20 protein-coding genes are annotated in these 24216 nt (G+C 49.6%); 12 read left to right on the top strand and 8 right to left on the bottom strand.

Going from position 1 to position 24216, the window contains the following annotated elements:
* The first annotated feature begins 5 nt into the window (after positions 1-5).
* Entirely contained in the window at positions 6-1520 is a 1515-nt protein-coding gene (locus C942_RS16250; RefSeq protein ID WP_036800587.1) for a CYTH and CHAD domain-containing protein, read from the top strand.
* 60 nt (positions 1521-1580) lie between these two features.
* Here C942_RS16250 and C942_RS16255 read toward each other — a convergent pair whose 3' ends face one another.
* Complete coding sequence (locus C942_RS16255) at positions 1581-2387, bottom strand: potassium channel family protein (RefSeq protein WP_036800615.1); 807 nt, start codon at positions 2385-2387, stop codon at positions 1581-1583.
* A 226-nt stretch (positions 2388-2613) separates the two neighbouring features.
* On the opposite strand from C942_RS16255, the gene C942_RS16260 reads away from it, so the two are divergent.
* The 3 genes from C942_RS16260 to hldE all read left to right on the top strand — a co-directional run bounded on the left by C942_RS16260 (position 2614) and on the right by hldE (position 8663).
* Positions 2614-4215 (top strand): methyl-accepting chemotaxis protein, encoded by a 1602-nt coding sequence (locus C942_RS16260; RefSeq protein ID WP_007467665.1) that lies wholly within the window; start codon positions 2614-2616, stop codon positions 4213-4215.
* A gap of 109 nt (positions 4216-4324) precedes the next feature.
* Positions 4325-7183, top strand: a complete 2859-nt coding sequence (gene glnE / locus C942_RS16265; protein ID WP_007467668.1) for a bifunctional [glutamate--ammonia ligase]-adenylyl-L-tyrosine phosphorylase/[glutamate--ammonia-ligase] adenylyltransferase — start codon at positions 4325-4327, stop codon at positions 7181-7183.
* A 49-nt stretch (positions 7184-7232) separates the two neighbouring features.
* Positions 7233-8663 carry a bifunctional D-glycero-beta-D-manno-heptose-7-phosphate kinase/D-glycero-beta-D-manno-heptose 1-phosphate adenylyltransferase HldE gene (hldE, locus tag C942_RS16270; RefSeq protein WP_007467670.1) on the top strand — a complete coding sequence of 477 codons (1431 nt, stop codon included), beginning with the start codon at positions 7233-7235 and terminating at the stop codon, positions 8661-8663.
* A gap of 100 nt (positions 8664-8763) precedes the next feature.
* On the opposite strand, the gene tolC is transcribed toward hldE, so the two are convergent.
* Entirely contained in the window at positions 8764-10053 is a 1290-nt protein-coding gene (gene tolC, locus C942_RS16275; RefSeq protein ID WP_007467671.1) for an outer membrane channel protein TolC, read from the bottom strand.
* Between the two features lie 251 nt (positions 10054-10304).
* Between tolC and nudF the strand changes: the two genes are divergently transcribed.
* From nudF to idi, 8 genes are all read left to right on the top strand, one after another.
* Positions 10305-10943 carry an ADP-ribose diphosphatase gene (gene nudF, locus C942_RS16280; RefSeq protein ID WP_007467672.1) on the top strand — a complete coding sequence of 213 codons (639 nt, stop codon included), beginning with the start codon at positions 10305-10307 and terminating at the stop codon, positions 10941-10943.
* 25 nt (positions 10944-10968) lie between these two features.
* Positions 10969-11397, top strand: a complete 429-nt coding sequence (locus C942_RS16285) for a DUF1249 family protein (RefSeq protein WP_007467673.1) — start codon at positions 10969-10971, stop codon at positions 11395-11397.
* 30 nt (positions 11398-11427) lie between these two features.
* Positions 11428-12252, top strand: a complete 825-nt coding sequence (cpdA, locus tag C942_RS16290) for a 3',5'-cyclic-AMP phosphodiesterase (RefSeq protein WP_036800593.1) — start codon at positions 11428-11430, stop codon at positions 12250-12252.
* Entirely contained in the window at positions 12253-12831 is a 579-nt protein-coding gene (gene yqiA, locus C942_RS16295) for an esterase YqiA (protein ID WP_007467684.1), read from the top strand.
* 140 nt (positions 12832-12971) lie between these two features.
* Positions 12972-14855 (top strand): DNA topoisomerase IV subunit B, encoded by a 1884-nt coding sequence (gene parE, locus C942_RS16300; protein ID WP_007467687.1) that lies wholly within the window; start codon positions 12972-12974, stop codon positions 14853-14855.
* Between the two features lie 114 nt (positions 14856-14969).
* Positions 14970-17234 (top strand): DNA topoisomerase IV subunit A, encoded by a 2265-nt coding sequence (parC, locus tag C942_RS16305; RefSeq protein ID WP_007467689.1) that lies wholly within the window; start codon positions 14970-14972, stop codon positions 17232-17234.
* 161 nt (positions 17235-17395) lie between these two features.
* Entirely contained in the window at positions 17396-18121 is a 726-nt protein-coding gene (locus tag C942_RS16310; protein ID WP_007467691.1) for a 1-acylglycerol-3-phosphate O-acyltransferase, read from the top strand.
* Positions 18122-18207: 86 nt separating this feature from the next.
* Positions 18208-18732, top strand: coding sequence for an isopentenyl-diphosphate Delta-isomerase (idi, locus tag C942_RS16315; protein ID WP_007467693.1), 525 nt, complete (start codon positions 18208-18210; stop codon positions 18730-18732).
* A 92-nt stretch (positions 18733-18824) separates the two neighbouring features.
* Here the strand turns inward: idi and C942_RS16320 are convergent, their stop codons facing one another.
* The 6 genes from C942_RS16320 to C942_RS16345 form a co-directional block, all read right to left on the bottom strand.
* Complete coding sequence (locus C942_RS16320) at positions 18825-19211, bottom strand: RidA family protein (RefSeq protein ID WP_007467695.1); 387 nt, start codon at positions 19209-19211, stop codon at positions 18825-18827.
* Between the two features lie 105 nt (positions 19212-19316).
* Complete coding sequence (locus C942_RS16325) at positions 19317-19796, bottom strand: arginine repressor (protein ID WP_007467696.1); 480 nt, start codon at positions 19794-19796, stop codon at positions 19317-19319.
* Between the two features lie 270 nt (positions 19797-20066).
* Positions 20067-21074, bottom strand: coding sequence for a S1C family serine protease (locus tag C942_RS16330; RefSeq protein WP_007467697.1), 1008 nt, complete (start codon positions 21072-21074; stop codon positions 20067-20069).
* 179 nt (positions 21075-21253) lie between these two features.
* Positions 21254-21718 (bottom strand): aspartate carbamoyltransferase regulatory subunit, encoded by a 465-nt coding sequence (pyrI, locus tag C942_RS16335; RefSeq protein WP_007467698.1) that lies wholly within the window; start codon positions 21716-21718, stop codon positions 21254-21256.
* An 18-nt stretch (positions 21719-21736) separates the two neighbouring features.
* Complete coding sequence (pyrB, locus tag C942_RS16340) at positions 21737-22666, bottom strand: aspartate carbamoyltransferase (RefSeq protein ID WP_007467699.1); 930 nt, start codon at positions 22664-22666, stop codon at positions 21737-21739.
* Positions 22667-23182: 516 nt separating this feature from the next.
* Entirely contained in the window at positions 23183-24193 is a 1011-nt protein-coding gene (locus tag C942_RS16345) for an ornithine carbamoyltransferase (protein WP_007467700.1), read from the bottom strand.
* Positions 24194-24216 lie beyond the last annotated feature (23 nt).

Here is a 24216-nt window from a genome sequence, read left to right on the forward strand (position 1 = left end):
TAACTATGGAAACCGAGATAGAACTGAAATTTTTCGTCTCACCAGACTTTTCGAGTCAATTATTACGCAAAATATCTGAAGCGAAAATACTGCAGCAAAGTAGTCGGATGTTAGGTAATGTCTACTTTGACACACCAGACCAAACACTTCGTCAACACGATATTGGCCTTCGGGTCCGTCGCTTTGACGATGTTTTTGTTCAGACCCTGAAAACAGCAGGACGAGTGGTAGCAGGATTGCACCAGCGTCCGGAATACAATGCTGAAGTCAGCGGTAATGATCCTGACCTTTCCCTTTATCCGGCTGATGCCTGGCCTGGAGATATTGATGTTGCCGTTGTGCAGCAACAATTAGCTCCGCTTTTCACTACTGATTTTGAACGTCAGCAATGGCTTATTGCCATGCCGGATGGTAGCCAGATTGAACTGGCTTTTGATCAGGGGGAGGTCAGTGCGAATGGCAAGACCAGTCCGATTTGCGAAGTGGAGTTGGAGCTGAAATCCGGACAAACTGATGCGTTATTTACCCTTGCCCGCGAACTGTGTGCTGATGGTGGCGTGCGTCTTGGCAACTTGAGTAAGGCGGCCCGTGGCTACCGTCTTGCATCTGGTTATCAGGGAGACGAAGTCAAATCTCTGCAGTTTGTACCGGTACAGGCAAATGACAGTGTTGAGGCTGTGTTTGTTCAAACGCTGGAACACGCGCTGGCTCACTGGCATAACCATGAGCAGATTTATGTTGAGCGTCAGGAGCAGACTGCGCTTTACCAGATATACCAGGCCTTGACGTTGATTCGTCAAACCCTGACCATGTTCGGCTGTATGATCCCGCGTAGAGCCAGTGCTTTGCTTCGTCAGGAACTGAACTGGTTGGAAGGCGAGTTTGATTGGCTTGATGAGTTTGCCAGCATCGAGCACTTGCTGGCTGAAAAAGGTCATGCCCTGAAAAAGCTCAATGCCCGTAAGGGATTGATGAAGCAGCTTAAAGTTCGGCAGGAAGAGCTGCCGGAAACAGATGAAGTACTGGAGCTATTTGAATCAGCTCGTTACTGTGGCTTGCTGCTTGATCTGAGCCGTTGGATCCTGAGCCGTGGCTGGCAGCCGTTCCTGGATGATAAAGCCCGAGCTCGTCTGGCAAAGAATATTAAGGAGTTTGCTGATAATGTATTGGCCCGCTCCTGGGAAGAACTGGCTGAAGTGTTCCCTGTTCAGCGTCAGCTGGGACGGGTTGATTATTTAGATCAACAGCCGCGTTTAACCCGTAATCTGATGAGCGGCCTGTGTTTCGCGAAACTTTATGATGAGGAGAAGCGCTCTGGCTTCAGATTGCCGTGGCTTGATTTGCTGCGCGGTATTGAAGACTTACGTCATCTGGAACCGATCAGGCTTCTGCTGGAACAACAGGACGACGAAGATCGCTGCCAGATTGAAAAATGGCTGTCTCGTCAGGAAGAATCATTGCTTCATGCCATGGAGCAGACTCGTCTGAATGGTATTGAACAGGCACCTTACTGGCCGTGATGTCAGACTGAATGTCGAATAAGGTTATTAAAAACGCCCCGCACTGTTGCGGGGCGTTTTTTATTCTTGTAATGCGTGTTTGTTGTGGTTGTTTTTTTGTTTTTCGATAGCCTGTTGATTGAGCTGGCTCTCCAGGCGGGTGAGCCGTTCAAGTATCTGTTGTTGGTTTTGCAGCATTTGCTGCCACTCTTCTTCATGCCTGCGTGCTTGTTGCTCTTTCTTTTTAGCCGGATCAGAAATGATTGAGCTGATCAGGCCCGCCACCATACCGAATAACCCGACACCGCAGATGATGATGATTGCTGCCAGAGTCTTGCCAAAGACGGTAACGGGATAATGGTCGCCGTAACCGACGGTTGAGATGGTCACCAGTACCCACCAGATTGCATCCCCGGCTGAGTGGATATTCGCTTTGGGATCGCTGCCTTCAAATAACAGCATCAGTGCAGAGCCGACAGTGACCAGTACAGTCAGGAGCAGGAAAATGGAGGCGATGGTTGCTTCGCGGCGGTTACGACGAATGTGGTTGATAACCTGCTGGCCGGAGCGGATCAGTCTTATCACTCTGAATATTTGCACAACCCGGGCAAAGCGGACCGGTTCGATAACCGGGATACTGGCAATAAAATCTGGCCAGTGATGTTTAATGTAATTTTTCCTGTCGTTACTACGGATCAGGTCGGTAAGAAGCTGGCACCAAAAAAGCAAGCAAATGAAAGAGTCAAGGCCGAGGAACAGTGCATAAATGCCTTCACTCCTTGGAATAAATATTAAGCTTGTCACAATCGCCAGTGAGACAAAAGATAATACTAAGGCCATAAGGCTCATGGGATTGAGTTCATGTTTGATGGTGTCGATCTTTTTCATCATTAAATTTTTGCAATAGCATGCCGACATATAGAATAACAGCTATTGTTTTGGGCAAAAAAATAAATCACGACATTATATTAGTTTCGACAGGAGACGGGGGTCTCTTACTGTCGACAATAAGCGGAACAATAGCGCTGCAGGCTATTAGCTTCCCTAGCAATAAAATCGCCTTTCTTAGTACAAGTCGCTGGAAGGCGGTAACAATTTAATATGGAGATTCCAAATGGCGAGGATGGTGTTCAAACCATGGGAAAAAGGGCTGACGAATATCCGGTTGGTGCCAAAGTTAGTGCTGTTGATGGTGTTCAGTACAGTTTTGCTGATAGGTAAACAATTGTGGGACGCCAACACCTTTTATCAGTCGGTGATTGAAATTCAGCAGGATCGCTCGAAAGAGCTGGCCGAGGTTAATGCGGCGATGCTGAAAACATTCCTCGCTCAGGGGGGAGCAGGTAAAGCGATGGCTGAAAAAGCTGTGGCGGCACAGGTTGGCAGCCTGAAAAATGGCGCTTATCTTTACCTGGTTGAGCGCGACAGTGGCAAAGTTATCGGACACCCTCAGGCCCGCACGCTCCGTGATTTGAACTCCCCGCTAGAAAACGGGACATCCCTTTCCGGCTACCTCAGCCAACTTTCCGGCTCTTCCGGCTTTGTTTTCGATAATCAGGAGCGGTTTGAATATGCTGTCGAACTGTCGCAGTGGAACTGGCTGGTGGTGGCATCGCAGCCAGCATCAGAAGCTGAAGCTTATCACGGCGCTTACCTGGTTCAGGTTGCTTGGCAGACCGGCTTAATGATAATCGCTTTTGTGGTGATTCTGCTGAGTGGCTCCAGTGTCATGCTGCGCCAGACCCGTTACCTTGCTGACAGTATCCAGTTGCTTGCTGCGCGTAACCTTTCAGAGCCGATTGATATGGACTGTGGTGATGAATACGGTGATTTGGCTCGTGAGCTGGAGAAGACCCGAATCCAGCTGCATGATGTGATTCGCAGTCAGCGTGATGCCGCATCTGAATTGTCAGGCCTGGCGGAAATCATGTCGATCAGTATGGCGGAAACCAAAGAGTCTTCTCAGGAAGAGTTCAATGAAGTTGATCAGCTAGCATCAGCGATGAGCGAGATGACCTCGACGGTTCAGACGGTCGCTGATCACGCCCGAGAAGCTTCGGAAGCTACGGAAGGTACGTCGGTTCAGGCTAAGCAGGGACAGCAGTTTGTTTCTGAAACCATTGGTACCATTAACCAGCTTTCTCAGGATATCAGCCAGTCGGCCAATGCCGTTAGCCAGGTTGAAGATCGTGTCGAGCAGATCGGCAGTGTTATCGTTACCATCCAAAGTATTTCTGAGCAGACCAACCTGCTGGCGCTGAACGCAGCGATTGAAGCGGCCCGTGCCGGTGACGCCGGCCGTGGTTTTGCCGTGGTTGCAGATGAAGTTCGAAATCTTGCCCAGCGCACGCAAACGGCGACGGTCGAAATCCAGGAAATGATATCCCAGTTGCAGAATAGTGCTCAACAGGCTGTTGGCCTGATGGAGCAGAGTGTAGTTGAAGCCGCAGAAGGGGTTGAACTGGTTACCAATGCTGGTGGCGAGCTGGATAAGATCGTGGATCAGGTTCAGCGGATCAATGATATGAACTTCCAGATTGCTTCAGCTGCTGAGCAGCAGAGCACCGTGGCTGATGAAATGAGCCAGAACCTGACTAATGTTCGCGAACTGGTTGAAGCGTCAGTAGTGGTGGTATCTGAGTTGTCAGAGACTTCAGATATGGTGCAGAACCACGCCACTGAACTGGAAGGCAAGATTCAGGCTTTCCACATCTGATTTGAGTTACGTTCCCTGAACGTGATTGTTGAATGATAACAACGCCCGCTAATATGCGGGCGTTGTGTTATGTTATTGGATATAAGCGGAATAACAAAAAGGAACTGCAATGACCCAGCATGAACGATTGACTGCTGCTGCCGACAAGGCCATTGAAAAAATTCAGCAAGCCCATCCGGAACTGTTGGCACAATGGCCGCAGGAACGTCAGGGTGAACTGCGTCAGGTGCTGGGGTATAGCGACTTTATTACCGCATCGATTGTGCGTGACAGCCGATTGTTGTCATGGCTGGCAGATCATGCTGACGATCATGACCATGCCAGCCGGTACCGCAGTCAGTTGGCTGAAAAGCTGGTTGCAGCAACCGATGAAAACAGCCTGATGCGATTGTTGCGCGCTTTTCGCCGGCAGGAGATGACCTGGATTGCCTGGCGGGATTTCACAGGCAAGGCATCTCTGAATCAAAGTCTTGAGCACCTTTCCCAACTGGCAGAAGCCCTGATCATGGAAGCCTATAACTGGCTTTATACTCAATGCTGTCAGGAGTGGGGAACACCCGTAAACGAACAGGGAGAAGCTCAGCCGATGTTGATCCTCGGGATGGGCAAGCTGGGTGGCGGGGAGCTGAACTTTTCATCTGATATTGACCTTATCTTTACCTATCCGGAAAACGGTGAAACCCAAGGCGGGCGACGCAGTTTAGCCAATGCCCAGTTTTTTACCCGTCTGGGGCAGCGACTGATTAAAGTGCTGGATCAGCAAACATTTGATGGTTTCTGTTATCGGGTCGATATGCGCTTGCGTCCGTTTGGTGATAGTGGGCCGCTGGTAATGAGCTATGCGGCTCTTGAAGATTATTACCAGGAACAGGGGCGGGACTGGGAACGCTACGCGATGATCAAGGCCCGGGTGATGGGACGGGAAAGCTTTAGTCAGTATCGGGAGTTGCGTCAGATGCTGCGGCCTTTTGTGTTCCGTCGTTATATTGATTTCAGTGCCATTCAGTCGCTGCGACGGATGAAGTCGATGATTAGCAGTGAAGTTCGTCGTCGCGGCCTGAGCAATAACATTAAGCTGGGAGCCGGCGGGATCCGGGAAGTGGAGTTTATTGCCCAGTCATTCCAGCTGATCCGCGGCGGTCGTGAGCCGAGCCTGCGTCATCGTGGATTATTGGAAACGTTGGCTGCGATGAAACAATTGTCCTTGTTGCCGGCGGAACAGATCACAGCTCTTGAGCAGGGCTATGCATTTTTGCGCCGTTTAGAGAATCTGCTGCAGGCCATTGAGGATAAGCAGACCCAGACACTGCCGGATAAACCGCTGGATCAAATTCGTCTTGCCAGTGCCATGGGCTATGAAGATTGGACATTGCTGTTGAGTGATGTCGAAGCTCATATGAGCGCTATTCATCAGGTGTTCGATGATATTATCGGTAATGGCGAAGATGAAGATCATACTGCCGCCGGTGCCCGGTATCAGGAAATGTGGGCAATGGTTAAAAATGAAGAAGTGCTGCACAACATTCTTGACGAGCTGGGGGCTTCTGACGTGGCGAGCCAGGCCACTATTCTCCAAGAGATGAAAGCGGAGTTATCGAAGCGCACACTGGGGCCGCGCGGAAGAGAAGTGCTGGCCAAGCTGATGCCGGAAGCCTTGATGCGTATCGTTACCCGTCCGGATGCCGAATCGGTATTAGCCCGGGTGACAAAGCTGATCACCAAGGTCGCAACCCGTACCACATACCTGGAATTGATGAGTGAGCACCCGGCAGCGCTGGATCAACTGGTTCGTCTGTGCGCAGCCAGCCCTATGGTTGCTGAGAAGCTTACCCTGTATCCGATATTGCTTGATGAACTGTTGGATCCTCAACACCTCTATAACCCGACTCCACTGGAACACTATCGTGATGAATTGCACGAGTATCTGGCAAGGATCCCTGAAGAGGATATGGAGCAACAGATGGAGGCAATTCGTCAGTTCAAGCAGGCTCAGCTATTGCGGATTGCGGCTGCTGATATCGCGGGCGCTCTGCCGCTGATGAAAGTCAGCGATCACCTTACCTACCTGGCTGAAGCTATTATCGGAGCTGTAGTGAATCAGGCATGGCTGCAGATGGTGGAAAAATATGGCGAACCGTCCCATCTACAGGAGCGGGAAGGCAAGGGGTTCGGTGTGATTGGTTACGGTAAAATCGGTGGTTGGGAGCTGGGATACGGCTCTGATCTGGATTTGGTTTTCCTCCATGATTGCCCGGCTGATGTCTACACTAACGGCAGAAAGGAAATTGACGGCCGTCAGTTCTATCTGCGCCTGGCACAGCGGATCGTTCACCTGTTCTCTACCCGTACTGCTTCCGGGGTGCTGTATGAAGTGGATGTCCGGTTACGTCCGTCCGGCGCGTCCGGCCTGCTGGTAAGTACCATGGAAGCATTTGCCGATTATCAGCAACAAGAAGCCTGGACCTGGGAGCATCAGGCCCTGGTCAGGGCTCGTATGGTTTATGGTGATCCGCTGTTGCAGCAAAGTTTTGCCGAAATTCGCCGCCAAACCCTGATGCAGGAGAGAGAACCGCTGCATTTGCAGCAGCAGGTTGTTGAGATGCGCCAAAAAATGCGTGAGCACCTTGGAAGCAAAAAAGTCGGTATGTTCGGCCTCAAACAGGATGAAGGTGGAATTACCGATATTGAATTTATTGCTCAGTACCTGGTATTGCAACACGCTGCTGGTGAGAAAGCGCTGACGCGCTGGTCTGATAATGTCCGTATTTTCGATACCATGGCGCAATGCGGGCTCATGAGCCTATCGGATGCCGAAGCCTTAAAAAATGCTTACTGTTGCATGCGTGATGAGATCCATCGGCTGAACTTACTGGGACAGGCTGCATATGTTCTTGAAGATAAATTTGTTGCTGAGCGCAAGGTTGTGCAGCAGATCTGGTCTGAGTGCTTTGCTTTGGATGCAGAGTGATAAAGCTTTGTGTTAGTATTTTTCCGTTTTTACTATCCCGGAGATAATAATGAAACTGACGCTTCCTGATTATGATCAAGCAGGTGTTTTGGTTGTTGGTGATGTCATGCTTGACCGTTATTGGTATGGACCAACCGGGCGGATTTCGCCTGAAGCGCCTGTGCCTGTAGTCAAGGTTGATCAGGTTGAAGAGCGTCCGGGCGGCGCGGCCAACGTAGCAATGAATATTGCAGCACTGGGTGGACATGCCCGTTTGGTTGGCCTGACGGGGATTGATGAGCCAGCGAAAGCACTGACAGAAAAACTGTCATCGTTGGATGTTCGCTGTGATTTCGTGTCACTGCCAAATTACCCGACGATCACTAAACTGCGTGTTATGAGTCGTGGCCAGCAGTTGATCCGCTTGGATTTTGAAGAAGGTTTCCATGATGTCGATGCAGAGTTGATCCTGCCTCGACTGGAGCAGTCACTGCCACACGTAAAGGCGGTGATTTTGTCGGATTATGCTAAAGGTGCTTTGGAGCATGTTCAGGCTATGATCCAGCAGTCTCGCCAGGCCGGCGTTTCTGTCTTAATTGATCCTAAGGGCGCAGATTTCGAGCGTTACCGCGGCGCGACGCTGCTAACACCGAACCTGTCAGAGTTTGAAGCGGTTGTCGGTAAAGTGATAACTGATGAAGAGCTGGTTGAGAAAGGCCTGGGCCTGATTGATAAGTATGATCTGGAAGCTCTGCTGGTAACGCGTAGCGAACATGGTATGACCCTGTTGCAGAAAGGCCTGGAGCCCCTGCATATGCCGACTCAGGCAAAAGAAGTGTACGATGTGACCGGTGCCGGGGATACCGTGATTTCAGTACTGGCAGCATCGCTTGCGGCTGGAAAGTCTCTATCTGATGCCTGCAAGCTGGCAAATGCCGCTGCTGGCGTGGTGGTTGGTAAGCTGGGTACTTCTACTCTGTCGACCATTGAATTGACTGATGCTATCCATGGCTGCCAGGACAGCGGTTTCGGTGTGATTGCCGAAGCTCAGCTGAAGCAGGCGGTACGAGCTGCACGTGCTCGTGGTGAGAAAGTGGTTATGACCAACGGTTGTTTCGACATTCTTCATGCCGGTCATGTGGCTTACCTGAATGAAGCGGCTAAACTGGGGGATCGCCTGATTGTTGCTGTGAACTCCGACAGTTCTGTTCAGAGCCTGAAAGGTCCGGGTCGTCCGGTTAACCCGGAAGATCGTCGTATGGCGGTACTGGCTGGTCTGGGGGCGGTTGACTGGGTTGTTCCGTTTACGGAAGAAACGCCACAGCGTCTTATCAGCGAAATTCTGCCGAATATCTTGGTTAAGGGCGGCGACTACAAGCTGGAAGAAATTGCCGGTGGTAAAGAAGTGGTTTCAGCTGGTGGCGAAGTGCGCGTTCTTAACTTTGAAGACGGTTGTTCAACCACTGAAATTATCGAAGCGATTCGTGGTGGTCGCGGTTAATATTCCGCATAGTCTTGTCTAGCTAGCCTAGTCATTGAATAGAAAAAAGCGCCATTAATGATGGCGCTTTTTTGTTGTCTGCTAAACGTTACTGTGATGCTTATTTCTTAGCTGTTATCAAACCAGTGTTCACATCCACTACATCTTGTTCGTTCAGTGAACCGACAGCCTGTTTCAACTGTAGCTGGCTGATGATGTAGTCGTAGCGGGCATTAGCCAGCTGACGGTTAGCATCGTACAGGCGGCGGGTTGCATCCAGAACGTCAACAATGGTACGGGTACCTACATCAAAACCGGCTTCGGTCGCTTCCAGTGCTGACTGAGCTGAAATCACAGCTTGCTGGAAAGCACGGATTGCACCGATTGAAGCATTGATGTTGTTATAGAAAGCGCGAACATCTTTGACAACACTGCGGTATGAACCTTCCAGCTGTTCACTGGCTGAAACATAGCTGAATTGTGCCTGTTTTACTTCAGATGTTGTACGGCCACCGGTGTATACCGGCAGGTTCAGGTTGATACCGGCAGTCAGTGTGCCATCATCGCTTTTACTTGGTAGCTTTTCGTCATAGCTGTAGCCAGCATTGAATGACAGAGTCGGCAGGTGGCCGGATTCCGCTAGATCGATACGGTCACGAGCAATATCCTGAGTGATACGGGATGTCAGTAAGCTCAGGTTTTCAGTTTCAGCGTTTTTGATCAGCTCCAGCACTTTCGCCTGAGGACCGCTTGCCGAGAAGCGGCGGGTATCCAGGATATCCAGTGTCTTGTGTTCCTGGCCGGTAATTTCTCGCAAGCCTTCGTAGCTGTTGGTCAGGTCATTTTCGGCCAAGATTTCATTAGCCAGCACGCTGTCATACTGTGCCTGAGCATCATGGACGTCAGTGATGGCTGACAGGCCGACTTCGAAACGCTGTTTGGTCTGCTCCAGCTGACGTCCTACGGCTGCTTTTTCAGCACGGACAAACTCAAGGTTGTCCATAGCTCGAAGCACGTCAAAGTAAGCATTGGATACGCGAAGGATCAGGCCTTGCTGAGCTGAAGCATAAGCTGCATCACTCTGGCGTGCCTGCTTTTCGCTGATGTCTAGGTTAACCCAGCTTGAGCGGTTGTAAATCGACTGGTCCAGCGTCAATCCGCCATTGAAGCCCTCTGTATCACCATCCATTCGCGCAACATTGTAGCCAGCCGTCAGGTTGATTTGTGGCAATAGTGCACTTCGGGTGGAGTTAATCGCTTCAAACGCTGCATCTTTATCGGCGGCAGCACGAAGTAGCTGAGGGTCGTTTTGTTTGGCTTGTTGGTAGATATCGGCTAGATCGTCAGCTAGTGACGCCTGGCTGAAGCCACTAAGCGCAACGCTGATGATAAGCGGAAGCAATTTTTTCATGGATGCCTTTCCTGGTCCTGACAATATAAAGAGAGCAAAAAATTTAGTTTATTCGAAGATACCTTGCCTGAAACTGATCAATGAACACTTTTACTTAATTTTACGCTGTTTACTTAATCATATGTGATTGTAATCTATCCAACTGTAAAATTGGACTTAAAAAAAATCATAATATTTGTCATGAATGTTGAATTTAATCATTGCTGACAGGCATTTTGAATGAAAAAATATATAGCAAAGGGAGATGACAGATGAGTAACAGGATGCCAACAGAATCCGGAACGAATGTTTATGGCAAAGATGATGTTGAAGTTTTAGCAACGGAAACGCTGTATCAGGGATATTTCAGCATGGTGAAGTATCGTTTTCGTCATAAACTTTTTGCCGGAGGCTGGAGTGAGCCGATCGAGCGTGAGATGTTCGAACGAGGGCACGCCGCAGCCCTGTTACCCTATGATCCGGCTGAGGACAAAGTTGTATTGGTCGAACAGTTCAGGGTCGGAGCCATGGCTGCAGAGTGTTCGCCATGGCAGCTGGAAATCGTAGCCGGCATTATTGAACCTAATGAAACACCTGAAGATGTAGTGAGTAGGGAAGCGGTTGAAGAAGCCGGTGTCTCTGTCACGCATTTGGAAAAAGTTACCCGTTACCTGTCGAGTTCCGGTGGTTGCTCCGAGATGCTGGATGTCTTTGTCGGGCGTGTCGATAGCAGCAAGGCCAATGGTATTCATGGCCTTGCTCATGAGGGCGAAGATATTCGGGTTCATGTTGTTCCGCGACAGGAAGCATACCGTTGGGTGGAATCTGGTAGAATTGAAAATGCGGCATCAATCATTGCACTGCAGTGGTTGCAGCTAAACTATTTACGTTTACAGTCTCAGGCTCAATAACCACCCATTGGTTTAAGGACCCCGATTGAATAAAAGATATTCCGTTGATTTTGCTGGCATCATGCGCTTATATGAGACCAATTATGCGAAGCTGCTTCCATTGCTGCCAAAAACTGACACAGTGGGGGATGAGTGTGTATATAAAGTTTTCGACCATGAATATCAGTTGAAAATTACGGAGTCGACCCGTTACACGACAGTAATTGAGTTGTGGCAGTGTTCCGAAGGGGAGTTACCTGATTACCTGGTGCCTCGCCTGACGGTTCGGCTTTATCACGATGCCAGAGTGGCAGAAGTGTGTTCCGCTCAGCAGATTTCTCGGCTACAGCCGCGGTATGATTACCCCAATTTGCGAATGCACCAGAGAGATGAAAAACATCAGGTGAATCGCTTTTTGGGTGATTGGCTGGCCTATTGCCTGAAAAATGGAATCAGCAAACAATCGGTTTGTTAACAGTATTAGATAGACAAGGTTTTTGACGTTTTGCAGACGTATTCTCTGCCACAGACGAACCCGGAAAGCGTGGTTCTCCTTCAAATCACCGACACCCACTTGTTTGCGAATGAGGCTGGTAGCCTGTTGGGAGTCGCGACAAAAGACAGTTTTCATGCAGTTCTGGATGCTGTAGACGATGCTGCACGTCCGTTTGATGCCATCGTTGCCACGGGCGATATCTCGCAGGATCACAGTGAAGATTCTTATCTGCGTTTTATCCGTGGTATTGCTCGCTGGCCGCAGCCGTGCTTTTGGCTGCCGGGAAACCATGATTTCCAGCCGAATATGGCGTCTGTTCTGCCAGCTCCGACGATTAAACCATGCCATCAGGTACTAGCAGGTGATCACTGGCAGGTTATTCTGCTTGATAGCCAAGTACAGGGCGTGCCGCACGGTGAATTGCGCGAAGAGCAACTGACTATGCTGGATGAAGCGCTGGCTGCCCATCCGGATCGCCATGCTCTGGTGTTGTTGCATCATCACCCGCTGGAAGCTGGCAGCACCTGGCTGGATCAGCATAAGTTGCATAATGCTTCGGCATTCTGGAAGGTGGTTGATCAGTATCCGCAAGTCAAAACCGTACTTTGTGGTCATATCCATCAGGAGCTGGATCGCATCCATAATGGAGTAAGAGTGTTGGCGACACCGTCGACTTGCATTCAGTTTCTGCCTGATTCCAGCGACTTTGCTCTTGACTCGCAAAATCCGGGATGGCGCTATCTTGAACTGACCAAAGATGGCGACGTGGTGACGTCGGTATACCGCCTGGACGGTAAAGATTTCGTTCCTGAGTTTGATTCCGGTGGTTACTAAATGAAACCTTTACTGCTTTATATTCATGGCTTTAACAGCTCGCCGAAATCAATGAAGGCGACGATGATGGCTGATTACTGTCACCGTCATCGTCCGGATATCCGGGTCGAAATTCCGCAGATGCCATGTTATCCGGTACAGGCCGCTGAGTTTATCGACAACCTGGTGGACTCTTTGCGGCATGAATATCAGGTCGGGTTGGTCGGTAGTTCGCTGGGGGGATATATTTCCACTTGGCTTAATCACCGTTACCAGTTGCCAGCAGTGTTGGTTAATCCGGCAGTGAAGCCTTATGAGTTGCTGGTGGATTACCTGGGTGAACAGGAAAATCCTTATACCGGTGAGCGCTATTTGCTTGAAGAAAAGCACATGGATGAACTGAGGCTGATGGACGTGCCTGAAATTAAAAATCCTGCCTCATTTTGGCTGTTGCAGCAGGAAGGTGATGAAATTCTCGACTATCGCCAGGCCGTAGAAAAGTATGCTGCCTGCCGTCAGACAGTGGAGCCGGATGGTGACCACAGTTTTGTCGGTTTTGAACGTTTTCCCGCTGAAATCATCAATTTCCTTGGGCTCTGACTGTTAATCCGGTCGCATAATATGACTGGCAGACAGTGGAGCCGGACTCACAATTGTGGGCCTTATCCTCGACCTCAGCTTGACAACCGGGCTGGGGTTACTGACTATTGTGGCAAAATTTTCTCGTAAACTTCCGTAATATGACAGATCAAAGCTATAACGCCGGAGCCATTGAGGTTCTTAATGGCCTTGAGCCAGTACGCCGCCGTCCCGGCATGTACACCGATACGGTGAGGCCAAACCACCTCGGCCAAGAGGTTATCGATAACAGTGTCGATGAAGCATTGGCCGGTCATGCCCGCAAAGTTGAAGTTATCCTCCATGCAGACCAGTCGCTTGAAGTTGTCGATGACGGTCGTGGTATGCCGGTGGATATCCACCCGGAAGAAGGGGTATCAGGTGTTGAACTGATCCTTTGTAAGCTGCATGCCGGTGGTAAGTTCTCAGGTAAGAACTACCAGTTTTCCGGTGGTTTGCACGGGGTAGGTATCTCGGTAGTAAATGCCCTGTCGACTCGGGTCGAAGTCACGGTTAAGCGTGAAGGCCAGATTTACCAGATCGCGTTTGAGAACGGCGATAAGGTCTCTGAGCTTGAGGTGATCGGCACTTGTGGCCGTCGTGCCAAAGGTACCCGTGTTCACTTCTGGCCGGATGCACAGTACTTCGACAGCCCGAAATTCTCGGTGTCGCGCCTTAAGAACGTACTGAAGGCCAAAGCGGTACTGTGTCCTGGCCTTGAAATTGTCTTTACGGATAAAAATACAGATGAAACCCTGCGCTGGTGCTATGAAGATGGTCTGAAAGACTATCTGGCTGAAGGCGTGAAGGGATACACCTTGCTGCCGGAAGAGCCGTTTACCGGTGTGTTCAGTGGTCAGACAGAAGCGGCCGACTGGGCCCTGCTGTGGCTGCCGGAAGGCGGTGAGCTGATCACTGAAAGTTACGTTAACCTGATCCCGACGGCTCAGGGTGGTACCCATGTAAATGGTCTGCGTCAGGGGCTGCTGGATGCAATGCGTGAGTTCTGTGAGTTCCGCAATATGCTACCGCGTGGCGTTAAGCTAACTGCTGATGATATCTGGGACCGCTGTGCTTACGTACTGTCGGTTAAGATGCAGGATCCGCAGTTTGCAGGTCAGACTAAAGAGCGTTTGTCTTCGCGTCAGTGCGCCGCCTTTGTTTCCGGTGTGGTTAAAGATGCTTTCAGCCTGTGGCTGAACGAGCGCCCGCAGCTGGCTGAGCAGCTGGCGGAAGTGTGTATTGCCAATGCTCACCGCCGTATGCGTGCCAGCAAGAAAGTGGTACGTAAGAAAGTGGCATCCGGTCCGGCACTGCCAGGTAAGCTGGCAGACTGTTCGCAGCAGGATCTGAGCCGAACCGAACTCTTCCTGGTGGAGGGTGACTCGGCGGGCGGTTCTGCCAAACAGGCCCGTGATCGTGAATACCAGGCTATCATGCCACTGCGCGGTAAAATCCTGAACACCTGGGAAGTGTCTGCTGATCAGGTTCTGGGCTCTCAGGAAGTTCACGACATTTCTGTTGCGCTGGGTATCGACCCGGATAGCAACGACCTTAGCAGCCTGCGCTACGGTAAGGTTTGTGTCCTTGCCGATGCGGACTCCGATGGTCTTCACATCGCCACCTTGCTTTGTGCTTTGTTTATGAAGCATTTCGAAGCACTGGTACGCGCCGGCCATGTTTATATCGCTATGCCACCGCTTTACCGAATCGATCAGGCGAAAGAAGTTCATTACGCTCTGGATGAAGCCGAGAAAGAAGTGATCATTGAGCGCCTGAGCAAGAAGCGTGGCAAGATCAATGTACAGCGATTCAAAGGTCTGGGTGAGATGAACCCGCTGCAGCTGCGTGAGACCACCATGGATCCGAATACCCGTCGCCTGGTTCAGCTGACTATTGATGATGACAGCCAGACCAATGAAATGATGGATATGCTACTGGGCAAGAAACGCGCAGAAGATCGTCGCCACTGGCTACAGGAAAAAGGTGACATGGCCGAGGTGTAAGCCCGCTGGTTGTTACTGAACTGTGTCCGCAAGACTATTTCAGAATATGATGCTGACGGCCTGTAACCCGGTTGCAGGCGGTCGCAAAGAATTGATTGAACGGAATACCCAACGATGACTGATGTCTCAATGGACGGCGTTGAACAGCTCCCGCTGAGGAAGTTTACTGAAGACGCTTATCTCAATTACTCCATGTACGTAATCATGGACCGTGCCCTGCCGTTTATAGGTGATGGCCTGAAGCCGGTACAGCGCCGTATTATCTACGCAATGTCTGAGCTTGGCCTGTCAGCGACTGCGAAGTACAAGAAATCGGCGCGTACCGTCGGTGACGTATTGGGTAAATACCACCCGCATGGTGACTCGGCTTGTTATGAAGCCATGGTGCTGATGGCCCAGCCATTTTCATACCGCTACCCGCTGGTTGACGGTCAGGGTAACTGGGGTGCGCCGGATGATCCGAAATCCTTCGCTGCGATGCGTTATACCGAATCGCGCTTGTCCCGTTTCTCTGAAGTCCTGCTGGGTGAGCTGGGGCAGGGAACCGCCGACTGGATCCCTAACTTCGACGGCACCATGAAAGAGCCTAAGATGCTGCCGGCTCGTCTGCCGCACATCCTGCTTAACGGGGTGACCGGTATTGCCGTTGGTATGGCAACCGATATTCCGCCGCATAATGCTCGCGAAGTGGCAAATGCAGCGGTACATCTGATTGAAAATCCGAAGGCGGATTTGGATGATCTGATGGGCTTTGTTCAGGGCCCGGATTATCCGACAGAAGCTGAAATTATTACACCTAAGAGCGATCTGAAGAAGGTTTACCGTACTGGCCGTGGCAGCATCAAAATGCGTGCTGTATGGCATAAAGAGAACGGTGATATTGTGATCACGGCGCTGCCGCACCAGGTTTCCGGAGCTAAGCTGCTGGAGCAGATTGCCAGCCAGATGCGAGCGAAGAAGCTGCCGATGGTGGATGATCTGCGTGACGAATCGGATCACGAAAACCCGACTCGCATCGTGGTTGTGCCGCGTTCGAACCGTGTTGACTGCGAGCAGTTGATGAATCACCTGTTTGCATCAACGGATCTGGAAAAGAGCTTCCGTGTAAACCTTAACATGCTGGGCCTGGACGGCCGTCCGCAAGTTAAAGGCCTGGTTCAGATCCTGGGTGAATGGCTGGAGTTCCGCCGCTCGACAGTTCGCCGCCGTTTGCAATATCGCCTGGACAAAGTGATCGCCCGCCTGCACATCCTTGATGGTTTGCTGGTGGCTTACCTGAACATTGATGAAGTGATTGAAATCATCCGTAATGAGGATGATCCGAAAGCAGAGTTGATGGCTCGTTTCGGCCTGAGTGAAATTCAGGCTGATGCAATCCTTGAAATCAAGCTGCGCCAGTTGGCTAAGCTGGAAGAGATCAAGATCCGCGGCGAGCAGGATGAGTTGACGAAAGAGCGAGAAAAGCTTGAGAAGCTACTGGGCTCTGAGCGCCGCCTAAATACCCTGATCAAGAAAGAAATTCTGGCTGATGCTGAGAAGTACGGTGATGACCGTCGTTCTCCGCTGGTTGAGCGTGAAGAAGCCAAAGCGCTGACTGAGCGCGACCTGATCCCGAGTGAAGCGATCACGGTTGTGTTGTCTGAGAAAGGCTGGATTCGCCATGCTAAAGGTCATGATGTTGATCCGACCTCTCTGAGTTACAAGTCTGGTGATGGCTATCTGGCTCATGCCCGTGGAAAGAGTAATCTGCCTGCGGTATTCCTGGGAACTGATGGCCGCAGTTATGCACTTGAATCACATACACTTCCTTCTGCACGTAGTCAGGGTGAGCCGATCACCGGTCGCCTGAATCTGACACCGGGCAGCCATATGCGTCATGTCATGATGGCTGAAGACGATCAGTTGTGGCTGATGGGGTCGGATGCTGGCTACGGCTTTATCTGTAAGTGCTCTGATATGGTATCGAAGAACAAGAATGGTAAAGCCTTGCTGACGGTACCGGAAAGTGCCGAGGTGATGCAGCCACAGCCAATCGGGGATATCGATTCGGATGAAATTTTGGCGATCACCAATGAAGGCCGTATGTTGTTGTTCCCAATTCAGGATTTGCCGAAGCTGAGCAAAGGTAAGGGTAACAAGATCATTAATATTCCGGCAGCCCGTTCCAAGGCGCGTGAAGAGTTCTTGTCGCACCTGGTTGTTCTGCCTAAGGGGAGCCATCTGACATTGCATGCCGGTAAGCGTAAGCTGGGGCTTAAGCCGTCTGATCTGGATAACTTCCGTGGTGAACGAGGTCGCCGAGGTGCCATGCTGCCGCGTGGCCTGCAACGTGTTACTCGGATGGACATTGAATTGCCAGAGTTACCTGCCGAAGAGTAAGCTCTTTGGTACGATGAACGAGAAAAAGCCCTCATTTGAGGGCTTTTTTATTATTCAGCTTTTTATTATTGCGACCATACTGAGTAAATCGTACACATAAAGGGTGTAATTTCCCGTTGCCTGAGTATACTAGCGAACGCTTGTACGCTGAGGAGAGATCCATGATTTTAATATTGCGCCTTGTCGCTGTCGCAATTTTTGCCATCGTCATGTTTGTATTTGGCTGTGGCTACTGTTTGTTCAGTCCGCGGAACCCGAAACATGTGCATACTTTCGGCCGCCTGTTCAGTAATATGTCACGTGTTTTCGGCATCAAACTGGAAATTCGCTACCCTGAAGGCGCGGAAAAATTTGGTGCCAGCGTTTATGTCGGTAACCACCAGAACAACTTCGATTTGTTTACTATCGCCGGTGCTGTAATGCCTCGTACAGTAACCGTTGGTAAGAAAAGCCTGGTCTGGCTGCCACTGTTTGGTCAGTTGTACTGGCTGACTGGCAATATTTTGATTGACCGCGCTAACCGTTCCAAGGCGGTCGGTACTATCGGTCAGGTGGTTGATAAAATTAAACAGCTGCAAGTGTCTGTGTGGATGTTCCCGGAAGGTACCCGCTCCCGTGGCCGTGGTCTGCTTCCTTTTAAGACAGGTGCGTTCCATGCGGCAATTGGCGCAGGTGTGCCCGTTGTGCCTGTTGTTTGTAGTACAACAGATAAAGTTAACCTGAACCGCTGGGATAACGGTGTGGTGATTGTTGAAGTACTGCCACCGATATCAACAGAAGGGTATACTAAAGAAGATGTTCGTGAACTGTCTACTCAGTGCCGCGATATGATGGAAGCCAAGCTGACAGAGCTTAACGAAGAAGCCGCTCAGCGCTCGGCTAAATAATAATGATTTATACCGGCAGTTAAGCTCGGTACGTTTAGATTAAGGGCATGCATGGCGTGTCCTTTTTTGTTTTTAGTGAGATCAAGATGGAAGAACAGGTTGTACTCGTTGACCCTCAGGGCTCCGTGCTGGGATTGCAGGAAAAAATGCAAGCTCACCGTGACGGCGCTCTGCATCTGGCGTTTTCTGTTCTGTTATACCGTGAAACAGATAATGGCAAAGAATTTCTGATGCAGCAACGCGCGATGGGTAAATACCATAGCGGTGGCTTGTGGACTAATACATGTTGCTCCCATCCGCGTCAGGGGGAAACCTTTGAGCAGGCCGGCTTGCGCCGCCTGGAAGAAGAAATGGGTATTGTGGGCCTTGAGCACCTAGAAGATGTGGCGGCATTTGTTTATCGGGCCGAACTGGATAACCAACTTGTCGAGCACGAACTGGATCATGTGTTGGTTGCCGGGGTTTCAGATCTTGAAGTGACACCGAATGTCGATGAGGTGATGGCTTATCGCTGGTGGCCGCAGGCAGAGCTTGAGCTGGCGCTGGAGTCAGAGCCGCACCGTTTTACCGCTTGGTTTGGCAAAGTATTCGAACATACTTTGGCAAATTAAATACTTATAGACTTTTTATATAAGGTAAAGAGTAAGCTCAGGCGAAAAAAAAGCTGTCGTCAGACAGCTTTTCATATTCATATCTTTAGCGATTATTTACGAACTGCAATCGCTTCGATTTCAATTTTCACATCTTTTGGCAGACGTGCTACTTCAACACAAGAACGTGCAGGGTACGGTGCGTTGTGCTCATCGAAGAACTTACCGTATACCTCGTTGACTGTTGCAAAGTCATTCAGGTCTTTGACAAACACAGTCATTTTCACGATATCAGCTACTTTAAGGCCTGAAGATTCAACTACAGCTTTAACGTTTTCCAGAGACTGACGAGCTTGCTCGGCGATATCTTCTGAAACTTCACCGGTAGCTGGGTTTACAGGGATCTGGCCAGAAGTCAGAACCATGTTGCCTAGGTCAACACCCTGTACGTAAGGGCCGATAGCTGCTGGAGCCTGATCTGTGTGTAGTACTTGAGTCATTGTTTGTCCTTATTAAGTCATTTGCAACTTTTAAGAGGGCACTAGTTTGCAGCCCAAAATCGTTCAGGTCAAAGCATTTCCTGTTTGCTGTAGCACGTATTTTGCTTAAGCTGGAATTCCCAACCGGGCTTTGACAACACGCTCGCATTCTTCAATGCGGCCGATGTCTTTCGGTGCCACCATTACCGTGTCATTACCACCAACAGTTCCCAAGATTTCAGCGTGGGGCTGGATATCAATCAGACGGGCAACCAGTTGGGCACCGCCGGGGTGGGTTTTGACCACTACCACCAGTTGGTTATGGGTAATAAACTCAATCTGCGATGAGATAGAGGAGCCAACTTGAACCGGCTCATTTTCTACTGTCAGGCAGTAGACTTTTTTACCATAAGCATTCGGTACTTTTGCCACACCGAGGCGAGACAGCAGACGAGAAACGGTTGATTGGCTGACATCGTCAAAGCCCATAGCTATTAGCTGTTGACGGATTTCATCTTGGGTCGAGAAACTTTGCTGTTGTAGCAGGCGTTTGCAGGCCGTGGCGATGTTCTCATCATTTTGAAATGCATCAATCGCACCGTGCATATCGGATCCATTCACGGGCAACTCCTTGTAATTCACAGGGTATTAAGATCGTATCGTTTTAGTGGCCAGCATTATTGTGACGGGAAGCATTGCCTCGCCGTATTTTGTGTAATTTGTTTCGTTGCTGGCGTAGAGCACAAGACCATATATGGGTTGCATGATCTTGCATAAGCAATCATAGCAACTATGCAAAAATGTTTTCTTGACGGCTATCACCAAAACAAAAAGCCGATTTTATCGCCTGTATGAGGAATTATATTCCGATTGGTTTTATCGGTTTTGTTTAGTTGGTGGATTTTTTTTCTCGTGCTTCAAGGTTAGCTGAGTTCCTTCTTCCTGATCAGGTTGAAGCCCGGAAAGAGCTCCGGCAGTGTTTCTATCTGGTGCTACCTGTCTGGAATACGGTAAAAAAGAGGGAGCTACCGGAGTTTGGTATTCTGGGAAGGAGGATGTGCTGGCTGTTACTGAGCCCTTTTCATCATCGGAAGTTGAAGTGAGTTGTTCAGTGGGGACCTCTTTTGGTTGAGATGAAGCTGGCTGGGTTGTTGCGATATGTGGAGCTACAGGGCCGGGGCGATTAAGGCTGGCAACATATTCTGATACTTGAATCGTGGCCAGCTCTGGACTGGCTGAAGATGTATCCATACCAAGGGCATTTAGCCAGTCAAAGATTAGTGTGGCCGGCACGAACTGGCTGTAGCGTTGTGCCGAGCGTAGGTTTTCCAAATCTTCCGGGTTATGAACAATGGCGACAGTGATCCCGGCGATTTCTCCATCTGGGTTAAATACCGGGCCACCGCTCATGCCTGACATAACCGGGGCATCACTGAGTGAATAAAGGCAGTCGGTATTGGTATCAATCACATCCTGCAGGTAATTGCCTTCACCTTTAATGCTGTTACCTACAAGTGAATGGCCGTGGTGAGAGACAGGCTGTCCGGGATAAATGAGTCCCCAGATCGGTAAGGTATCTGAATGTCGCCGGATCAGGGACAGATCACAGTAAGGGTGATGGATGACATCAATATCCCAGGACAACTGGGCAACGTGTTTGGCCGTCACCATATAGTCTTTATTGATTGGAACTGCAGAGCCAAAGCCTCCCAGCAGAATAGGTACACCGACCATGACCATCTGGTTGGCATGATGTTTTCCGGTATCACTGATAGGGCCGTTGCTTAGGATACATCCTGAAATGGTGAGAGTGGCAAGAACAATAAAAAACAGATTTCGAGCCCGGCTGAAAGAAAGGCAACGAAAATGTAGGGGAATTGTCATGCCACGCTCCTTTGAAAATCATGTCACAGTGACGAGACGACCTGTGAGCTTTGGTTATGTGATTGTTCAAAGGTAGAAGTCGCAGTAAGGGGAGGTCGTTTTACAAATGAGAATAAAAAAGCCGACTCAAAATTGAGTCGGCGGTCTTGTTTTCAAGGCAGTAAGTTATATGCCTGAGATTATTTGTGCTCAGTAACGATTTCGCGTGAGAACACTTTTTCGCAGTACTTACATTTCAGGCGAACTTCTTCTTTCTTGATCTGAACCGTGAAGCTGCTTTCTACCGGCTCACCGTGAGAGATACAGTTGCTGTTCGGACACTTGAAGATGGCGTCGATTTGTTCTGGCAGAGACAGAGTCAATTTCTTTGCCACTTCGTAGTTTTCAATCTGGTTTACTGTCGCATTCGGTGCGTACAGAGCCAGTTGGTTTGCCTGCTCTTCGGTCAGGAAGGTGTTTTCAATCTTGATCAGATCTTTGCAGCCCAGCGCCGATGATGGCAAGTTTAAACCGATAGTCACACGCTCGTTGGTTTTGTGCATCTTGAACAGCTTCAGGATTTTGATACCGATGTGAGCCGGGATGTGGTCGATAACAGAGCCGTTTTTGATCGCTTCTACCTGCAGTTGAGTTTCTTTCGCCATTGCTGTTATCTCCTGTGATTAAAGTTGTTCGTTCAGTACAAGTGCCAGTAGGGCTTCACGTGCGTAAACACCGTTTTCCGCCTGCTGGAAGTAGTAGGCGTGCTTCGTTTTGTCGACATCGACGGTGATTTCATCAACACGTGGCAGCGGATGCAGTACTTTCAGGTTGTCACGGGCTTCTTTCAGCATGTCGGCAGTCAGGATGTAGGCTGCTTTCATGTGGGCGTACTCAGACTCGTCAAAGCGCTCTTTCTGAACACGGGTCATGTACAGGATATCCAGCTCAGGAACAACTTCCTCGATGGTGGTGTGCAGGCTGTAGCTGATACCGGCATCGTCCAGCTCTTCGCAAATGTAGTCAGGCATTGCCAGTACTTCAGGGGCAATGAAGAAGAAGTTAACGTTGTTGAACTTCGCCAGGGCCTGAGTCAGGGAGTGAACAGTACGGCCGTATTTCAGGTCACCGACGAAAGCGACGTTCAGGTTATCCAGGCGGCCCTGAGTTTCGTAGATTGAGAACAGGTCCAGCAGAGTTTGGGTAGGGTGCTGGTTAGCACCGTCACCGCCATTGACTACCGGAACACCGTTGGAAAATTCCGAAGCTAAACGTGCTGCACCTTCCTGCGGGTGGCGCATTACGAAGGCATCGACGTACGAAGAAATGACCTGTACTGAGTCAGCCAGTGTTTCGCCTTTCTTCGCCAGTGATGTATTGCCGCCGTTATCAAAACCGATAACAGTGCCGCCCAGGCGCTGGACAGCGGTTTCAAAAGAAAGACGGGTACGGGTTGATGGCTCGAAGAAGCAGCTTGCAACAACCTTGTTTTTCAGTAGCTCCGGGTTTGGCTCGGCTTTTAGCTTGCCTGCAGTTTCAACAATTAGTTCCAGCTCATTTCGGTTAAGTTCCGGGATGGAAATGATGTGCTTTTGAAACAGCGAATTCGCCATGGCTTCTCTTCCCTCTATATATCACTATGATGAATGACGTTTGCCTGCTTGCCGGATTGGGCAAATGACAGACAAAAAAAAGCCCCCTTGAAAAAGGAGGCTCTTTTATGAAAAACAGAAAAAACAAAAAATGGCGCCAACGCCGAATTTCGGCGGTAGTGAATCAAGTTGTGATTAACAACAGGGCTCATTTTTTATCTCTCTCTAGACAAATTGCGAAGGATTATACGCCCATTTTTTGAGAGCGCAAGCGTTTGCGTTAACTATTCATTTTGTGGGATTTTATGCATATCGATATTAAGTGAGTTGCTCTTTGGTTTTGTCATTAAGTGCTTGAATTTATTTGTTTTTGGTTGGTTTTTTAATGTTGAGGTAAAAAGTAGTGGTGAATAATTTCAAAAGATCGATGGGCTATAAGGAAGAGATTTGATATGAAAAACAGAGTAAGTGGAAATAAAAATACCGGCCCGAAGGCCGGTATTGATTATGGGAGTTAAGAACGCCCAAGAGAGTTGATTACTGACCCAGAGTAGCAACCATTACAGCTTTGATGGTGTGCATACGGTTTTCAGCTTCGTCGAATACGATTGAGTGCTTAGATTCAACCACTTCGTCTGTTACTTCAACGCCGTCTTTCAGCATTGGGTATTCTTGAGCCAGTTCTTTACCTACAGTTGTGTCTTCACCGTGGAAAGCAGGTAGGCAGTGCATGAATTTCACATGTGGGTTGCCAGTTGCTTTAATCATGTCCATGTTTACTTGGTAAGGCAGCATTAGGTTGATACGCTCAGCCCATGCTTCTTTCGCTTCACCCATAGATACCCATACGTCAGTGTATAGGAAATCACAATCTTTAACGCCTTCTTGTACGTCTTCAGTTAGAGTGATTTTCGCACCAGTTTCTTCAGCGATTTCACGGCACTGAGCAACTAGAGCTTCTTCAGGCCAGTATGCTTTAGGAGCAACAAGGCGGATATCCATACCCATCTTCGCAGCACCAACCATTAGAGAGTTACCCATGTTGTTGCGAGCGTCACCTAGGTAAGCAAACTTCATTTCGTGTAGTTGCTTGCCGCGACCGTGTTCCATCATAGTCAGGAAGTCAGCCAGGATTTGAGTTGGGTGGAATTCGTCAGTTAGGCCGTTCCATACTGGTACACCAGCGTATGCGCCTAGCTCTTCAACGATTTCCTGACCGAAACCGCGGTATTCGATGCCGTCATACATGCGACCAAGAACACGTGCAGTATCTTTCATAGATTCTTTGTGGCCGATTTGAGAGCCTGTTGGGCCAAGGTAAGAAACTTTAGCGCCCTGGTCGTATGCTGCAACTTCAAATGCACAGCGAGTACGAGTTGAAGTTTTTTCGAAGATCAGAGCAATGTTCTTGCCTGTTAGGCGAGGCTGCTCGTAACCGTTGTACTTCGCTTTTTTCAGTTCTGCAGACAGGTCTAGCATGTGCTGAATTTCACGAGGAGTGAAGTCTAGAAGTTTTAGGAAGTTACGGTTGCGAAGATTGAAAGCCATGATGATATCCTCTTAAGAATCTG

The organism is Photobacterium marinum, assembly GCF_000331515.1.
Classification (GTDB): Bacteria; Pseudomonadota; Gammaproteobacteria; order Enterobacterales; family Vibrionaceae; genus Photobacterium; species Photobacterium marinum.

What these genes read in the sequence shown, in the direction of transcription:
- pyrB (WP_007467699.1), bottom strand. Translation starts at nt 22,666, where the DNA reads ATGGCGAATTCGCTGTTTCAAAAGCACATCATTTCCATCCCGGAACTT.
- parC (WP_007467689.1), top strand. Translation starts at nt 14,970, where the DNA reads ATGACTGATGTCTCAATGGACGGCGTTGAACAGCTCCCGCTGAGGAAG.
- C942_RS16255 (WP_036800615.1), bottom strand. Translation starts at nt 2,387, where the DNA reads ATGAAAAAGATCGACACCATCAAACATGAACTCAATCCCATGAGCCTT.
- C942_RS16260 (WP_007467665.1), top strand. Translation starts at nt 2,614, where the DNA reads ATGGCGAGGATGGTGTTCAAACCATGGGAAAAAGGGCTGACGAATATC.
- yqiA (WP_007467684.1), top strand. Translation starts at nt 12,253, where the DNA reads ATGAAACCTTTACTGCTTTATATTCATGGCTTTAACAGCTCGCCGAAA.
- idi (WP_007467693.1), top strand. Translation starts at nt 18,208, where the DNA reads ATGGAAGAACAGGTTGTACTCGTTGACCCTCAGGGCTCCGTGCTGGGA.
- C942_RS16345 (WP_007467700.1), bottom strand. Translation starts at nt 24,193, where the DNA reads ATGGCTTTCAATCTTCGCAACCGTAACTTCCTAAAACTTCTAGACTTC.
- C942_RS16310 (WP_007467691.1), top strand. Translation starts at nt 17,396, where the DNA reads ATGATTTTAATATTGCGCCTTGTCGCTGTCGCAATTTTTGCCATCGTC.
- hldE (WP_007467670.1), top strand. Translation starts at nt 7,233, where the DNA reads ATGAAACTGACGCTTCCTGATTATGATCAAGCAGGTGTTTTGGTTGTT.
- C942_RS16320 (WP_007467695.1), bottom strand. Translation starts at nt 19,211, where the DNA reads ATGACTCAAGTACTACACACAGATCAGGCTCCAGCAGCTATCGGCCCT.
- glnE (WP_007467668.1), top strand. Translation starts at nt 4,325, where the DNA reads ATGACCCAGCATGAACGATTGACTGCTGCTGCCGACAAGGCCATTGAA.
- C942_RS16250 (WP_036800587.1), top strand. Translation starts at nt 6, where the DNA reads ATGGAAACCGAGATAGAACTGAAATTTTTCGTCTCACCAGACTTTTCG.
- parE (WP_007467687.1), top strand. Translation starts at nt 12,972, where the DNA reads ATGACAGATCAAAGCTATAACGCCGGAGCCATTGAGGTTCTTAATGGC.
- C942_RS16325 (WP_007467696.1), bottom strand. Translation starts at nt 19,796, where the DNA reads ATGCACGGTGCGATTGATGCATTTCAAAATGATGAGAACATCGCCACG.
- tolC (WP_007467671.1), bottom strand. Translation starts at nt 10,053, where the DNA reads ATGAAAAAATTGCTTCCGCTTATCATCAGCGTTGCGCTTAGTGGCTTC.
- nudF (WP_007467672.1), top strand. Translation starts at nt 10,305, where the DNA reads ATGAGTAACAGGATGCCAACAGAATCCGGAACGAATGTTTATGGCAAA.
- C942_RS16330 (WP_007467697.1), bottom strand. Translation starts at nt 21,074, where the DNA reads ATGACAATTCCCCTACATTTTCGTTGCCTTTCTTTCAGCCGGGCTCGA.
- pyrI (WP_007467698.1), bottom strand. Translation starts at nt 21,718, where the DNA reads ATGGCGAAAGAAACTCAACTGCAGGTAGAAGCGATCAAAAACGGCTCT.